16 protein-coding genes are annotated in these 15,853 nt (G+C 37.1%); all 16 read left to right on the top strand.

Annotated elements, in window-relative coordinates:
* Positions 1 to 2 precede the first annotated feature (2 nt).
* The 16 genes from HMPREF1135_RS08835 to HMPREF1135_RS08760 all read left to right on the top strand — a co-directional run bounded on the left by HMPREF1135_RS08835 (position 3) and on the right by HMPREF1135_RS08760 (position 15,849).
* The gene (locus HMPREF1135_RS08835) at positions 3 to 3,428 is read left to right on the top strand and encodes a DEAD/DEAH box helicase (RefSeq protein ID WP_007594348.1); all 3,426 of its coding nucleotides are present in this window, start codon (positions 3 to 5) and stop codon (positions 3,426 to 3,428) included.
* Between the two features lie 35 nt (positions 3,429 to 3,463).
* A complete protein-coding gene (hprK, locus tag HMPREF1135_RS08830) occupies positions 3,464 to 4,393 on the top strand; it encodes an HPr(Ser) kinase/phosphatase (protein WP_007594346.1) in 930 nt (309 codons plus the stop codon).
* A 30-nt stretch (positions 4,394 to 4,423) separates the two neighbouring features.
* Positions 4,424 to 5,305 (top strand): UDP-N-acetylmuramate dehydrogenase, encoded by an 882-nt coding sequence (gene murB / locus HMPREF1135_RS08825; protein ID WP_034243472.1) that lies wholly within the window; start codon positions 4,424 to 4,426, stop codon positions 5,303 to 5,305.
* Between the two features lies 1 nt (position 5,306).
* A complete protein-coding gene (rapZ, locus tag HMPREF1135_RS08820) occupies positions 5,307 to 6,182 on the top strand; it encodes an RNase adapter RapZ (RefSeq protein WP_007594342.1) in 876 nt (291 codons plus the stop codon).
* A gap of 8 nt (positions 6,183 to 6,190) precedes the next feature.
* Positions 6,191 to 7,153 (top strand): DNA-binding protein WhiA, encoded by a 963-nt coding sequence (gene whiA, locus HMPREF1135_RS08815; RefSeq protein ID WP_007594340.1) that lies wholly within the window; start codon positions 6,191 to 6,193, stop codon positions 7,151 to 7,153.
* Complete coding sequence (locus tag HMPREF1135_RS08810; RefSeq protein WP_007594339.1) at positions 7,146 to 7,406, top strand: HPr family phosphocarrier protein; 261 nt, start codon at positions 7,146 to 7,148, stop codon at positions 7,404 to 7,406. The genes whiA and HMPREF1135_RS08810 overlap by 8 nt, the downstream gene beginning before the upstream one ends.
* Positions 7,407 to 7,618: 212 nt before the next feature.
* Positions 7,619 to 8,422 carry a basic amino acid ABC transporter substrate-binding protein gene (locus HMPREF1135_RS08805; protein ID WP_007594337.1) on the top strand — a complete coding sequence of 268 codons (804 nt, stop codon included), beginning with the start codon at positions 7,619 to 7,621 and terminating at the stop codon, positions 8,420 to 8,422.
* 1 nt (position 8,423) lies between these two features.
* Positions 8,424 to 9,116 (top strand): amino acid ABC transporter permease, encoded by a 693-nt coding sequence (locus HMPREF1135_RS08800; protein ID WP_007594330.1) that lies wholly within the window; start codon positions 8,424 to 8,426, stop codon positions 9,114 to 9,116.
* Complete coding sequence (locus HMPREF1135_RS08795; protein ID WP_007594329.1) at positions 9,106 to 9,843, top strand: amino acid ABC transporter ATP-binding protein; 738 nt, start codon at positions 9,106 to 9,108, stop codon at positions 9,841 to 9,843. Before HMPREF1135_RS08800 ends, HMPREF1135_RS08795 begins: the two co-directional genes overlap by 11 nt.
* Positions 9,844 to 9,936: 93 nt before the next feature.
* Entirely contained in the window at positions 9,937 to 11,334 is a 1,398-nt protein-coding gene (gene clpX, locus HMPREF1135_RS08790) for an ATP-dependent Clp protease ATP-binding subunit ClpX (RefSeq protein ID WP_007594326.1), read from the top strand.
* An 8-nt stretch (positions 11,335 to 11,342) separates the two neighbouring features.
* On the top strand, positions 11,343 to 11,822 hold the full coding sequence (locus HMPREF1135_RS08785; protein WP_007594324.1) for a signal peptidase II: 480 nt from the start codon (positions 11,343 to 11,345) through the stop codon (positions 11,820 to 11,822).
* Positions 11,823 to 11,841: 19 nt separating this feature from the next.
* Positions 11,842 to 13,107 carry an HlyC/CorC family transporter gene (locus tag HMPREF1135_RS08780; RefSeq protein ID WP_007594322.1) on the top strand — a complete coding sequence of 422 codons (1,266 nt, stop codon included), beginning with the start codon at positions 11,842 to 11,844 and terminating at the stop codon, positions 13,105 to 13,107.
* Positions 13,107 to 13,751, top strand: a complete 645-nt coding sequence (locus HMPREF1135_RS08775; protein ID WP_007594321.1) for an HAD-IA family hydrolase — start codon at positions 13,107 to 13,109, stop codon at positions 13,749 to 13,751. Before HMPREF1135_RS08780 ends, HMPREF1135_RS08775 begins: the two co-directional genes overlap by 1 nt.
* Complete coding sequence (locus HMPREF1135_RS08770; RefSeq protein ID WP_007594312.1) at positions 13,745 to 14,065, top strand: hypothetical protein; 321 nt, start codon at positions 13,745 to 13,747, stop codon at positions 14,063 to 14,065. Before HMPREF1135_RS08775 ends, HMPREF1135_RS08770 begins: the two co-directional genes overlap by 7 nt.
* Positions 14,053 to 14,595 carry an NUDIX domain-containing protein gene (locus HMPREF1135_RS08765; protein WP_007594311.1) on the top strand — a complete coding sequence of 181 codons (543 nt, stop codon included), beginning with the start codon at positions 14,053 to 14,055 and terminating at the stop codon, positions 14,593 to 14,595. The genes HMPREF1135_RS08770 and HMPREF1135_RS08765 overlap by 13 nt, the downstream gene beginning before the upstream one ends.
* A gap of 114 nt (positions 14,596 to 14,709) precedes the next feature.
* Positions 14,710 to 15,849 (top strand): trans-sulfuration enzyme family protein, encoded by a 1,140-nt coding sequence (locus tag HMPREF1135_RS08760; RefSeq protein ID WP_007594309.1) that lies wholly within the window; start codon positions 14,710 to 14,712, stop codon positions 15,847 to 15,849.
* Positions 15,850 to 15,853 lie beyond the last annotated feature (4 nt).

Genomic DNA, 15,853 nt, shown 5'->3' with positions numbered 1-15,853 from the left:
AAATGGATTTTCGTTTTCTTGACGGCGTGAAAACAGCCGCTGATTTAAAAAAAGAAAAAGAAGATATGGAAAATATAAAGGCGGATATGATATCCGCTTCGGATACGGAAGAGAAAAAGGCTATTTATAAATACTTCGACGGAGAGGCTATTATAGATAGCCTTTCTATGTCTGCCGATACTGCAAAGAAGGCTAAAGAGCTGATAAAAAACAATCAGGTACGTTTGACTGAAGTAAGCGACGGTATAATATCATATGGAAATGCATACGGATATTATACTCAGGATCCTAACGTTTGCGGAATAGCGGTTGCAAAGGTTGAATCATCTGAAAATTGCAAAGTGGATATAGAGTTTGGCAAAGACAGATTAAAAAGAGCATATTGTAGTTGTTCGAAATGTTCTGATAAAAACAGAATCAGAGGGTACCTTAATGATACAAGGAACTGCGAACATGTGGTTGCAACGGTGTTTCTTTTAAATGCATATTTAGACAGCCATGAGCTGGGGGATGAAACAAATTACTTCGGGGAAGCTTTTCTTTCGCATTTTGATGAAGAAACCGACATTAATGAAGAACCTGTACATATAGTACCTAAGCTTATAATGTCGTATAAGAGCGAGTATGATACAAGCTTATATATACAGTTTAAAATCGGCAGAAAAAAGCTCGTGCAGATAAAAAGTTACAGAAATTTTGTTGATGCACTAAGAGATAATGAAATTTATCCTCTTGGGAAAAACGACAGTGTTAAGCTTGGCTATGGGGCATTTGACGATAAGAGTATAAAATATGTAAAGTTTATTGAAGAGCTTGTGGATACAGAGGCTTCTATAAGCTATAAACTGCTTGACTATGTAAAGACAGGTCTTAATGTATCAAAAATACAGGTAGACGGAGCAAATATAGATGATATTTACAACTTACTTGTCGGAGAAAAAGTAGAGCTTACAACAGAGTACTTCTCAAAGAAAACCGTTACGGATATTGAACTTAGAGATTTCAATGAAAAGATTACTATCGAGATAAATCCTATTTATGACAGAGATCTGTTTGCAGGTATAAACCTGGAAGTGGATTTTCCTCTGTCGTTTATATCAAACAATTATGTATACTGCATTAAAGATAATTATCTTAACAGATGTGATGAAAATCTTTTGAAGATATTTAAAGCAATGAATGATTCGGGGTACGGATATCGGGAGATAAAAATAGGAAGAAAAAATATAGGCAGGTTTTATTCCAATGTATTGCCAAGTATAAAAGATTATGCGAATATAGTAGATAATGCTCCAGAGGCAATAAGTTTTGTGCCTGAAAAGCCGGAGATTACATATTATCTTGATATGGAAGATAACATTGTAACGGGAAGAGCGGAAGCGACTTATACCGGCGGCAGAGTGGATATTTTATCGGGGAAAATATTTGAAAGAAATGATAATGAGCTTTTAAGAAATCAAAAACGGGAAGAAAAGGCTATAGAGGCTTTAAAGATATATCTTCCCTATGAGGATAAGCAAAATTTCCTTAGTGCAGAGACAGAAGAGGAACTTTATGAGCTGAAGGTTTCGGGTATTGATAAATTAAATAAATACGGGAAGGTACTTGGAAGTGAGGCTTTCAATAATATCAGAGTATACAAAAAGCCTGCTGCCGGAGTTGGAGTATCTGTAAATTCAAATCTTTTGCAACTGGAATTCTTATCAGATGATATGAGTGTAGAGGAACTTGCAAATATTGTTACAAGTTACAGAAAAAAGAAAAAATATTATCGTTTAAAGAGCGGAGCTTTTATAAATATGGATTCCGAGTACATGAAGAATTTCAATGAGATGCTGAATGTACTGGAAATTTCTCCGAAAGATTTGAGAGCCGGTGCACTTACAGTGCCTTTGTATCGTTCACTCTATATTGATGAAATGATGGAAGCGCATAATGAACTGGTAGAAAGAAGAGATGAGAGTTTTGTAAAACTGATTGAGAAATTTGACAATATAAAATCCATGGACTTTGTTCCGCCGGCTGAAGTGTCAAATGTTTTAAGGAAATATCAAAAAGAAGGCTTTAAATGGTTGCGTTCCGTGGAAGAGCTGGGATTTGGCGGAATTTTGGCAGATGATATGGGACTTGGAAAGACCCTGCAGATTATATCTCTTTTGATAGATGCAAAAAAGAACGGAAGGCTTAAAAAAGCTCTTATAGTATGTCCGGCATCTTTAGTATATAATTGGAGTGAGGAAATATCAAAATTTGATACAAAGGGTGAACTTAGAGTATGTGTACTTGCGGCCGCCAAAGAAGAAAGGCAAAAAAGTATTGAAGAGCATGAAGCTTTTGATATCTATATAAGTTCTTATGATACCTTAAGAAGAGATATTTCACTGTATCATGATATGAGATTTTCTCATCAGATAATTGATGAGGCCCAGTTTATAAAAAATCAAAATACCGGAGTTGCAAAGGCGGTAAAAACTGTGAAAGCTGATGTAAAGTATGCTTTGACCGGAACACCGATAGAGAACAGATTAAGTGAGCTTTGGAGTATTTTTGATTATATAATGCCGGGATTTTTGTACAGTTATAATTCATTCAAATCAAAGTATGAAAATACGATAGTAAAAGACGGTAATGATGAAAGCGCAAAGCTTCTTTCAAAGATGATCAGTCCTTTTGTACTTAGAAGGCTTAAGTCCGAGGTGGCAACGGATTTGCCGGATAAGATAGAAGAAGTCAGAGTATCAAGGTTTGATAAAAAGCAGCAGTTGGCATATGATACCGAGCTTACCAAACTGAAAAATGTATTAAACGGCAATGAAGAATATAACAGTTCAAAGATGATAATATTGTCGGAGATTACAAAGCTAAGACAAATCTGCTGCGATCCGGGGCTTATTTTTGAAGATTATACCGGAGATTCAGCAAAACTTGAAACCTGTATCGATCTTGTAAAGAGCGGTATAGAAGCAGGACATAAAATTCTTTTATTTTCACAATTTACTTCAATGCTTGATATAATAAAGAAGAGATTTGAAGAAGAAAATATAAGCAGCTACGTTATTACAGGTTCTACAAGTAAAGAAAAAAGAATCAAGCTTGTAAATGATTTTAATAATGACGATACAAATGTATTCCTTATTTCATTGAAAGCGGGAGGTACAGGTCTTAATCTTGTAGGTGCCGACATAGTTATTCACTATGATCCGTGGTGGAATTTTGCGGCACAAAATCAGGCCACAGACAGAGCCCACAGAATAGGGCAAAAAAATAAAGTAACGGTTTACAGACTTATTGCAAAGGGAACTATAGAAGAGAAGATAGTTAAGCTTCAAGAGTCAAAGAAGGATTTGGCTGACAGAGTATTAAACTTTGAAGAGGGCATATCCTTGGCAAATATTTCAAAAGAGGAATTGCTTGAGCTTTTGGGATAAGTCTTAAGATAGGGGGAATCATGATAGGAGGTACTATGGGAGAAAACGTAACAATCAAGGAACTAATAAAGGATTTGAATCTGGAAAACTTCACACCGGATATAGATACGGAATCTATAATATTGAAGCATCCTGATATAAACAGACCGGCATTACAGTTGGCAGGTTTCTTTGATCATTTTGACAGTGAAAGAGTACAGATAATAGGTAATGTGGAGAATGCATTTATTCAGACATTAAATGACGAAAAGAGAAAGGAAACCTATGATAAGCTGCTTTCATATAAGGTTCCATGTGTATTATATGCAAGAGGAATAAAGCCGGATGAGGATATGATTTCTTACTGTGTACATTACGGTGTACCATGTCTCGGCATTGAACAGTCTACAACTTATATTACCGCAGAGCTTGTAAGATGGCTTAATGTACAATTGGCTCCTGTTATTTCCATACATGGTGTTTTGGTGGATGTATACGGTGAAGGAGTACTTATAACCGGAGACAGCGGTATCGGAAAGAGTGAGGCGGCTCTTGAACTTGTAAAGAGAGGTCACAGACTTGTATCCGATGACGTTGTTGAAATCAGAAAGGTGTCACAGCAGACTTTGGTAGGAACGGCACCTGATATAACCAAGCATTTTATTGAGCTTAGGGGAATAGGAATTATAGATGTAAAGGCGTTATTCGGTGTACTCAGCGTTAAGGATACCCAGTCCATCGATCTGGTAATACAGCTTGAAGATTGGGTACAAAATAAGGACTATGACAGACTCGGACTTGAGGATAATTATATAGAGTACTTGGGAAATAAGGTTGTATGTCATGTTTTACCTGTAAGACCCGGAAGAAACCTTGCAATCATTGTAGAAACCGCGGCTGTAAATCACAGACAGAAGCAGATGGGATACAATGCGGCAAAGGAACTCTACAACAGAGTACAGGCAAATATAGCCGGAAAAGATTGATATTAAAATAGTAGCGGAGACAAAATGCAGATGGATTTTAAAAGTATCCTTGGTGAAAATTGCAAAACAGGTGAATTGTTAAAAAAGCATACTACTTTTAAAGTAGGAGGGGAGTGTGATTATTTTCTGACTCCCGTCACTGAGGAAGAACTGAGCCGATGTATGGATATAATAAAAAAAGGAAACTTAAAATATTATATTTTTGGAAAAGGCAGTAATATACTGGCTGATGACAAAGGATATGACGGGGTGATTATCTCCACGGTTTGTTTGAATAACAGTATTACACATGAGGGCAATATTATAGAAGCAGGTGCCGGAGTGGGACTTGATAAGATAAGTGACTATGCTATGGAAAATTCACTTACAGGATTTGAATTTGCCTGCGGTATACCGGGAAGCCTTGGCGGTGCGATAGTAATGAATGCAGGTGCATATGGCGGAGAGATGTCAAATGTACTGACGAAAGTAAAGGTGCTTTGTGCTGACGGAAGCATTAAATGGAAAGATGTTTCAGAACTTGATTTGGGTTACAGAAAGAGTAATATTTTAGCAAATAAAGAGATTGTACTGGCTGCAAAGCTTAAACTTGAGTATGGCAACAAGGATGAAATAAGAGCACAAATAGAGGATTTAAACAACAGGAGAAGTGAAAAACAGCCGCTGGAGTATCCCAGTGCAGGTTCAACATTTAAGAGACCTGAAGGGTATTTTGCAGGTAAACTTATAGATGATGCCGGACTTAGAGGCTTCAGGCTCGGAGGTGCCGCAGTATCTCAAAAACACTGCGGTTTTGTAATAAATTATGACAATGCCTCATCTGATGATATAAAGAAGCTGATAGAACATATAAAGAAAGAAGTATGTGAAAAGTTCGGTGTAAAACTTGAATGTGAAGTAAGGATGATTTGATATGAAGATGATAATTGTAACAGGAATGTCCGGTTCAGGTAAGACTGTTGCATTAAAGATGTTTGAGGATTTCGGATATTACTGTGTCGACAATTTGCCGGTAGAACTTTTGTTAAACTTTGTAGATCTTACAATCGAATCCGAAAGAGGTATGAAGGGCATAGCTTTAGGTATCGATATCAGAAGCGGACTTAACGGATTACAGGAAGTATTTGATGAACTCAGCCATAAAAAAATCAATATGGAAATTCTCTTTCTTGAAGCGGATGATGAAACATTGATAAAAAGATATAAAGAGACAAGAAGAAATCATCCTTTAGCCGCAGAGGGCAGACTTATAGACGGAATAAATCTTGAGAGAGAAAGATTGGCATTTTTAAGAGAGAGAGCGGACAGAATACTTGATACAGGCAGATTTTTGACTAAAGAGTTGAAACAGGAACTTAAAAAAATCTATGTTGACGGAAAGTCTTTTAATAACCTTTTTGTCACAGTGCTTTCATTCGGATATATGTACGGTATACCTGATGATCCCGATCTGTTATTTGATGTAAGATTTTTACCGAATCCTTTTTACGATCAAAAGCTCAGGCTGAAAACAGGTGAAGAAAAGGAAGTTTCGGATTATGTTTTCTCAAATAATGATGCGGATATTTTTCTTGACAAGCTGGATGATATGATTAAATTTCTGATACCCAGATATATTGATGAGGGTAAGAGCGCTTTGGTAATAGGCATAGGTTGCACAGGCGGACAACACCGTTCGGTAGCTATTGCGGCGGCTCTTAAAGAAAGACTTGATAATATAGAGGGTATCGGTGTCAGACTGGAACACAGAGATATGGGCAAAAATATTTCAAGAATTTCACAAAGATAGGAGAGCGGATGACATTTTCTTCAGAAGTGAAAAATGAAATCGCAAGGATAAATCCTACGGTTAGGCATTGCATACTTGCAGAAATTTTGGCAATTGTTTACTTCATTGGTACTGTTTCTTTATCACAAAGTGGTGAATTGTCTTTAAAAATAAACACTGAATTTTCAGGACTTGCCAGAAAGTACTTTACATTAATAAAAAAAACATTTAATATTAATACAGATGTAGTGATAAGCAATAGTACATTGGTTAGGCGTAAACGTCTATATTCTGTAAGCATTGTAGACAGCGCAGGAGCCAAAGAAGTGCTTAAAGCTATAAAGCTTCTTAAAAATCAAGAGTTGATTGATAATTTGCCGCTTGGCAGTAATACAGTCTTACTGAATTCATGTTGTAAAAAGGCCTTTTTCAGAGGAGCATTTCTTTCCTCGGGCTCTATAACAGATCCTGAGAAGGGATATCATCTTGAGATAGTATGTTCGACTATGGAGAATGCACTCATTTTAAAGGAATTGATGGAAGACCTGTCACTCTTACCAAAGATTACTGTAAGGAAAAAAGCTTATGTAGTATACATAAAGGACAGTGAGCAAATATCTTTGGCACTTGGTCTGATGGAAGCACCTACATCGCTTATGAGTTTCGAAAATATTCGAATCTTAAAAGGAATGCGAAACGATGTAAATCGAAAAGTGAATTGCGAGACTGCAAATATAAATAAAACGGTTTCAGCATCACTTTCTCAACTTGAGGATATACAACTTATTAAAGAGATGATGGGACTTGATAAATTGACATCAAATCTGGAGGCGGTAGCCAATGCCAGACTGGAAAATCCTGATGCTTCATTGGTGGAACTTGGAAAAATGATTAGTCCACAGCTCGGGAAAAGTGGGGTTAATCATAGGTTGCGTAAACTCTCAAACATCGCAAGCCAGTTAAGAGAACAAGTAAGGAGAGAAAATGGTTAGGAAGTCAGTTAAGGTTGCAATTGATGCAAAAACTGAAGCCAGACCGGTAGCTATGCTAGTACAGGTGGCCAGCCAGTTTGAAAGCAGGATTTATGTGGAAAGTGGTACTAAAAAAGTAAATGCAAAAAGTATCATGGGCATGATGACATTGAAGTTTGGTGATGGCAAAGAGGTATACATATCAGCAGACGGTAATGATGAAGAACATGCCGTGAACGAGATGGAAAAATATTTGACTTCAGCAGCAGTATAAGCTGAGAAAATATATTGCATTTATGGGGTATGAAACGCTGGGATTTAGGACTCTAATTTTGTATGGACTATTATGGTTAGGATTATAACCTTATAAAAATACAGAGTTGGAGTCTTTTCCTATGTTTATTTTTAAAAATACTCTTGCATTCTTATGAAAAAGAGTGTATTATTATGCAATAGTGATTGATAAATATACAAATGGAGGATATTATGAAGAAGAAAATATTAGCATTGGTTATATCGGGATTGATGGCAACAAGTTTGGTAGCATGTGGCGGTTCAAAGACTGCCGAAACAAAGGCTGCAAATGAGAGTGCGGCAGATACAGCTTCAGGAGAAGTAAAAACTATACAGTCAGGAAAACTTATAGTGGCAACAAATGCGGAGTTTCCACCATATGAGTACCACGACGGTGATAAAATTGTAGGTATTGATATGGAGATAGCGGAAGAAGTTGCCAAGAAGCTCGGACTTGAAGTTGAAGTGGAGGATATAGCATTTGATTCCGTTATCCTTGAGGTAACATCGGGTAAAGCTGATGTAGGTATTGCAGGTATTTCAGCTACAGAGGAGAGAAAGCAGAGTGTTGATTTTTCAGACACATATACAACATCAAAGCAGCTTATCATAGTAAAAGATGATTCGACTATAGCTTCAGGTGCGGATCTTGAAGGCAAGACACTCGGTGTACAGACAGGTACTACAGGAGATATCCTGGTTAGTGATATAAAGGGTGCAACTGTTGAGAGATATGCAAAGGGTATGGATGCGGTTCAGGCACTCAGCCAGGGAAAGATAGACGCGGTAGTTATCGACAGTGAGGTGGCAAAGAAGTTTGTTGAAGAGACAAACGGACTTAAGACTTTAGACGAGGCATATGCAGAAGAGGAATATGCCATTGCAATCAAAAAAGGTAATACAGCACTTTTAGATGCGGTTAATAAGGCACTTTCAGAGTTAAAGGCTGACGGAACAGTGGACAGCATTATTGCAAAATATATCAAGGCTAATTAATATGTATGAAGAGTTAAAATCACAATTTATTTTAAATTTTATAACGGATAACAGATGGCTTTTACTCATAAACGGACTTGCCGTCACATTAAAGATTACATTTTTTGCCGTAATCCTTGGTTTTATACTGGGGTTTGGAGTGGCTGTTGTAAGAAATATATACGATAATACAAAGAAGTTGAAGTTTTTAAACTTCCTTTGCAATATTTATATTACAGTAATAAGAGGAACACCTGTAGTAGTTCAGCTCCTTATAATATACTTTGTTATATTCAGTTCTGTAAGAATAGATAAAAGCTTTGCCGCAATACTTGCATTCGGTATAAACTCGGGAGCATATCAGGCAGAAATATTCCGTTCGGGTATAAACTCAGTACCGAAAGGACAAATGGAAGCCGGAAGAAGTTTGGGATTTAGTTATCCTCAAACAATGATAACTATAATAATGCCACAGGTTATAAAGAATATATTGCCTACTCTTGCAAACGAGTTTATAGTTTTGATGAAGGAGACCTCGGTAGCAAGTTATATTGCTTTGGATGATCTTACAAAGGCGGGAGATGTTATAAGAAGCAAAACATATTCGGCAATGATGCCTTTCCTTGCGGTTGCTCTACTCTATCTTATCATGGTAATGCTTTTCAGCTATTTGGTAAAATTACTTGAGAGGAGGTTGGCTAGAAGTGGAAGGTAAAAAACTTATTGAAGTAAGAAATTTAAGCAAGCATTTTCATAAAAAGCAGGTACTTAAAGATATATCTCTGGATATAAATAAAGGAGATGTAGTATGTCTTATCGGACCTTCCGGTTCGGGTAAGTCAACATTTCTCAGATGTTTGAACAGACTTGAGGAAGCAAGCAGCGGTGAGATATTGTTTGAAGGAACGGACATATGTAAAAAAGATGTAAATATAGATTTACACCGTCAAAAAATGGGAATGGTTTTCCAGCAGTTTAACCTTTTCCCACATATGACAGTTCTTAAAAACTTGATTATAGCACCTATGAAGCTTCAGGGTGTTGACGAAGAGTCTGCAACGGCGTATGCCATGAGCCTTTTGGAAAAAGTAGGACTTGCGGACAGAGCAAATGAATATCCTTCAAAGCTTTCAGGCGGACAGCAGCAAAGAGTTGCTATAGTCAGAGCACTTTGCATGAAACCTGATGTAATGCTTTTTGATGAGCCTACCTCAGCCCTTGATCCCGAGATGGTAGGAGAAGTGCTTACAGTTATGAAGGATCTTGCACAGCAGAAGATGACCATGGTAGTGGTAACACATGAGATGGGCTTTGCCAGAGAGGTGGCAAACAGAGTGGTTTTCCTTGATGAAGGTGAGTTTGTGGAAGAGAATGCACCTGAGGAATTCTTCACAAATCCCAAAAATGAAAGACTTAAGACCTTCCTCAGTAAGGTTTTATAAATATAAAAATGTGCCGTATTTCCCTAATATGGCACATTTTTTCTTTTTGTGCTAGAATAACATAAAACTGTTTGAAACATTAGGAATGGAAAAATGGAAGACAAGATAGATTATAATAAAAACGATAAAGATGATAAAAATAATAATTATGAAAAGATTTGTTATATGTGCAGGAGACCGGAATCAAAGACCGGTACAATGATTTCAATGCCGGGCGGCATAGATATCTGTCCCGACTGTATACAGAAAACCTTCAACTCTATGCAGAGTATGGATATGAGTAAGCTTACCAATATGTCAAAAATCAATATGGATGATTTAAAAAATGTGGACCTTGGCAGCTTTACAATACCGAATATGAATTTGAACCCCATACCCGAAAGAGCCAGAGTCAAGAAAAGAGATGAAAAGAGAACAGAGCCTCTCTTTACAATGAAGGATATACCTGCGCCACATAAAATAAAAGAAATGCTGGATGAATATGTAATAGGACAGGATCAGGCCAAGAGGATAATCTCTGTTGCAGTATACAATCATTACAAAAGAATATTTTTAGACAAAGATAAGGAAGGAACAAGAGTTGATAAGTCAAATATCCTGATGATTGGACCGACGGGAAGCGGAAAGACTTATCTGGTAAAGACACTTGCAAAACTTCTTAATGTGCCTTTGGCTATAGCCGATGCAACTTCTCTTACAGAGGCTGGATATATAGGTGATGATATAGAAAGTGTTATATCAAAGCTTTTACTTTCAGCAGGTAATGATGTGGAAAGAGCTGAATGCGGCATCGTATTTATAGATGAGATAGACAAGATTGCAAAGAAGAAAAACACAAATTCCAGAGATGTAAGCGGTGAGAGCGTACAACAGGAGCTTTTAAAACTTTTGGAAGGCAGCAAGGTAGAGGTACCTGTAGGTACAAATCAAAAGAATGTTATGGCACCTATGGAAACTGTAAACACTGATAATATACTCTTTATATGCGGTGGAGCCTTCCCTGCGCTTGATGATATTATAAAGGAAAGACTACAAAAAAATACAAGCATGGGATTTAATTCGGATCTTAAAGATAAATATGATAATGATGAAAATCTCTATGCAAAGGTCACAAATGAGGATATCAGAAAATTCGGTATGATACCTGAGTTTATAGGAAGACTGCCTGTTATATGTACTCTTTCAAAGCTTGATAAAGAGGCTTTCAAAAAGATACTTATAGAGCCTAAGAATGCTATTTTAAAACAGTATAAGCGACTTTTGGAGCTGGATGAAGTGGAGCTTTCATTTGATGATGATGCGATGGATTGGATTGCCGAACAGGCTATGAAAAAGGATACGGGTGCGAGAGCACTTCGATCCATTATTGAAGAGTTTATGCTCGATATAATGTATGAGACACCGAAGGATAAAAATATCGGTAAAGTTATTATTACAAGAGATTATTTGGAGCATAAGGGCAGTCCGAATATAGTGTTCAGAAATATATAGGAGGATATATGTTTGCTGTTTTGATACCGATACTTGCAGGTCTTGATATAGTTTTGAAATATGCAGTAAATTCAATGGACAAAAAAGAACTGCCGAGAACTTTTGCAAAAAAGATAGAAATAGATAAATTTCACAATGACGGCTTTGTATTCGGAAAGCTTAAGAAAAAGAAGAAAATAGTAAAGTATGTTCCGGTATTTATTACCTCAATACTGGTGGGAGTACTGTCTGTTTTACTTCCTAAAAAAGGAAATAATATCAGAAAGTTATCTCTAATCCTTATTATTGCAGGTTCACTGAGCAATATCTTTGACAGATTTACAAGAGGCTATGTGGTGGATTATATACGCATAAAGACTAAGGGTGCCGATAAGGTGATTTTTAATCTGGGGGATATATTTATATTGTTTGGCAGTCTGATAATGCCTTTCGGAGTAAAGAAAAAAACAAAAGAAATATTGCCGGATATTGTATCCGAAGAAGAGTAATTCGATTATAGGAGAAATTTTGGAAACGAGTGACATATTACAGTTAGTCATTTTGGTATTATTATTGTCTGCTTCAGCATTCTTTTCATCTGCTGAAACAGCCCTCATGACTTCAAATAAATTAAGAATAAGAAATTTGGCGGAAAACGGTGATAAAAGAGCTGAAAAGGTTTTGGAAATCACAGCAAATACGGATAAGATGCTTTCCGCTATTTTGATTGGAAATAATATAGTAAACCTTTCCGCTTCGGCACTGTCCACGACACTTACATTAAAGATGTTCGGCAGCAGTCTGGTAGGTATTGCTACAGGTATATTGACATTCCTTATACTGGTATTCGGTGAAATCACACCTAAGAATGTAGCATCAAAGAATGCAGAGAATATTGCATTAAAATATATCGGAATTATTTCCGTATTGGTTGTTATTTTGACACCTGTAATCTATGTGGTAAACAAGGTGGCGGGAATTGTTATTTCCCTTTTCGTTAAAAATAATGATGACAATAATATGGTGACAGAGGACGAGCTTAGAGCAATGGTGGAGGTCAGCCATGAGGACGGAGTTATTGAAAAAGAAGAAAAGAAGATGATTGTAAATGTGGTGGACTTCGGAGATACGGTTGCGGGAGATATAATGCTTCCGAGAGTCGATATGGTGATGGTGTCTGTAGAATCCTCTTATGAAGAGATACTCAAAATCTTTCGAGAAGAGAGATACACCAGAATACCGGTGTACGAAGAAAGCCCTGATAATGTTATCGGAATACTTAATGTAAAAGACTTCTTGCTGATAGAGGATAAGGAGAATTTTTCTGTAAAGGAGCATTTGAGAGAACCTCTTTATACCTATGAATATAAAAAGACTTCATCACTTATGGTGGATATGAGAAAGACAGGTGCCAATATAGTAATAGTGCTGGATGAATACGGTACAACTGTAGGACTGATTACTCTGGAAGATATGCTTGAAGAGATTGTAGGTGAAATCAGAGATGAGTTTGATGCGGATGAGGATGAAGGTATAACAAAGATTTCCGAAACGGAGTACCTTATAGACGGATCTACAAATCTGGATGATGTCAATGACAGAATAGGACTGGAACTGAGTTCCGAGGAGTATGAGTCTATAGGGGGAATCATAATGGAGAAGCTTGGAAGACTGCCTGTAGAGGGAGAAGTTATCACATTTGACAATATTATTTTGACAGTAAAGAAAATGGATCATGCGAGAATTGAGAAGGTGGGATTGAAGTTAAAGCCTTCTTTAGTTAAGGAGCAGTAATGAAGCAAAAGCATATTTTATTTGATTTGGACGGCACTATAGTAAGGTCGGATCTCGGTATCACAAAGGGTGTACAAAAATCACTCGAGCACTTCGGTATATATGAAGAGCTTGATGATTTAAAAAAGTTTGTTGGGCCTCCGATGGTTGAAAGCTATACAAATTTTTACGGATTCAGTCTGGAGCAATATAAGGAAGCGCTTGATGTATTTCATGATTATTACAGAACTGTAGGTATATTTGAATGTGAGCTTTATGACGGTATAGAAGAGATGCTTGATAGTCTGTCAAAAGAATATAAGCTTTATTTGGCGACTTCAAAGCCTGAAAGAGAGGCAAAAAGAGTTATAGAGCATTTCGGGCTGGACAAATACTTTACATTTGTAGGCGGCTCAGACGGAGATTTTAACACAAAGAGAGCCACAAAGACAGCTGTGATTGAGTATGTGCTGGAAACAAACAAAATAATGGACAGGGGCTTTGCTATAATGGTGGGAGACAAGAGCCATGATATAGTAGGTGCAGGTAATGCAGGTCTTAAGAGTATCGGAGTACTTTACGGTTATGGCGGCTTGGAGGAGTTTGAAGGCGCAAATTACATTGTAAAGAATGTGGAAGATTTGAGAGATATGTTTTTATGTTAAAAAAAGGTGATTTGTTAAATATAGGATATTATGATTATGGCCAATATTTCACAGGAAGTCTGGAGGGCGTAAGATTCAGGCTGGGAAGAGATCCGCTTGAAAAGGTAAATTTTACGCCAAAGGATAAGAGGGGCGAGGCCAAGCTGAAACTGACAGTATGGCCTGAGCCCTTTAATTTTGACCATACTGAAGATGATAAGAAAAAATACCGGTATTTTGATTATACAGGTGAGGGCCTTAATGAGGCGATTGAATTTTTAAACAATATGGCTGATACATTAAAGTCGGATAAGGAGAAAGCATGGGAGATATAATCAGGGAAAAAAGAGAGCTTGCCTATGAGGGGGCAATAGTAAAGGTCTATAAAGACCATATGTTGATAGACGGCAGAAAAGCCGTATGGGATTATATACAACATAACGGTGCGGCTGCGGTAGTACCTGTACTTGAAAACGGAAAGATACTTCTGGTACGTCAGTACAGAAATGCGCTTAACAGATATACTCTTGAACTTCCCGCAGGAAAGGTTGATTCAAAGGATGAGCCCGGAAGAATATGTGCATTCAGAGAACTTGAAGAAGAGACCGGTTATAAAGTTGCTTCACCTGATGAGCTTGAGTTCTTGATAAGAATTGATACTATGGTGGCCTTCGGAGATGAGGAAATTGATATCTTTGTGGCAAAAAATCTTATTAAGAGTGAGCAGCATCTTGATGAAGATGAGAGCATTGATGTGGAAGAGTGGGCACTTGAAGATCTGGTGGATTTGATTTACAAGGGTGAATTGAAGGATTCAAAGACGGTAGCCGCTATTATCGCTTATAAGAATAAGTATAATTTATAGATATAGTCTTTCCTTATAACCAGAGCAAGAAAACATCTTATTGACCGGGAAAATATGAGATTGTAAAATATTTCCTATTGTTAATAATAGTTTTTAGAAAAGTCAGGTGAATTTATGAATATTGAAACATTATGTGTACACAGTCCAAATGAAGATAAGAATGCTCATGCATACGGTGCAATGACGGTGCCGATATTCCAGACGGCTACTTTCTCTCATCCGGGAGTAGGCGAAAGTACAGGATATGACTATTCACGTCAATCAAATCCTACAAGAACGGAGCTTGAGGACTGCATAAGTGCTATGGAAGGTGCTTATGATACGGTGGCTACCTCTACCGGAATGGCGGCATGTTCTTTGGTGCTTGAGCTTTTTAATGCAGGTGATCACATAATATCTCAGGAGGATATTTACGGCGGAAGTACCAGACTCTTTAATACACTTGGAATTGACAGAGGCAGAAAATTCAGCTATGTCGATACAACAAATCCTGAGAATGTAATAAACGCAATAAATGAAAATACAAAGGCTATATTTATTGAAACACCAAGCAATCCTACAATGCTTGTTACAGATATAAGAGAGATGGCAAAGATTGCAAAGAAACATAATCTTTTATTGATTGTTGACAATACATTTTTAAGTCCGTGTTTTCAAAACCCGATAAAGCTCGGTGCGGATATTGTTATCCACAGCGGTACAAAATATATTGCAGGTCACAATGATACTTTGGCAGGATTTATATGTACTGCAAATGAAGAATTATCTGAAAAAATCAGATTTATGTATAAGACAATCGGTCCAAGCCTTTCACCTTTTGACAGCTTCCTTGTACTTAGAGGACTGAAAACATTGGCAGTAAGAATGGACAGAATACAGGAAAATGCATTAAAGATTGCAAATTTCCTAAAAACAAATAAAAAGGTTACAAATGTATATTATGTAGGTTTGTCTGAGCATCCGGGATATGAGATAAACAAATCTCAGTCAAGAGGCTTTGGGGGAATGATTGCATTCACAACGGATACTGCCAAAACTGCAAGAGATGCATTTGAAAAAATTGAAATAATAAAATATGCGGAAAGTCTTGGCGGAGTAGAGTCTTTGATTACCTTCCCCATGATACAGACACATGCGGATGTACCGGTAGAGGTAAGAGAGAGACTTGGAATAACAGATACATTTTTAAGACTTTCTGTCGGAATAGAAAATGTCGACGATCTGATAAAGGATCTGGAAAGAGCATTGGAATAATAAG

This window comes from Lachnoanaerobaculum sp. OBRC5-5 (assembly GCF_000296385.1).
GTDB lineage: Bacteria > Bacillota > Clostridia > Lachnospirales > Lachnospiraceae > Lachnoanaerobaculum.
Note: the sequence above shows the minus strand (reverse complement) of the source record. Positions and strands in the feature narration are given on the sequence as shown.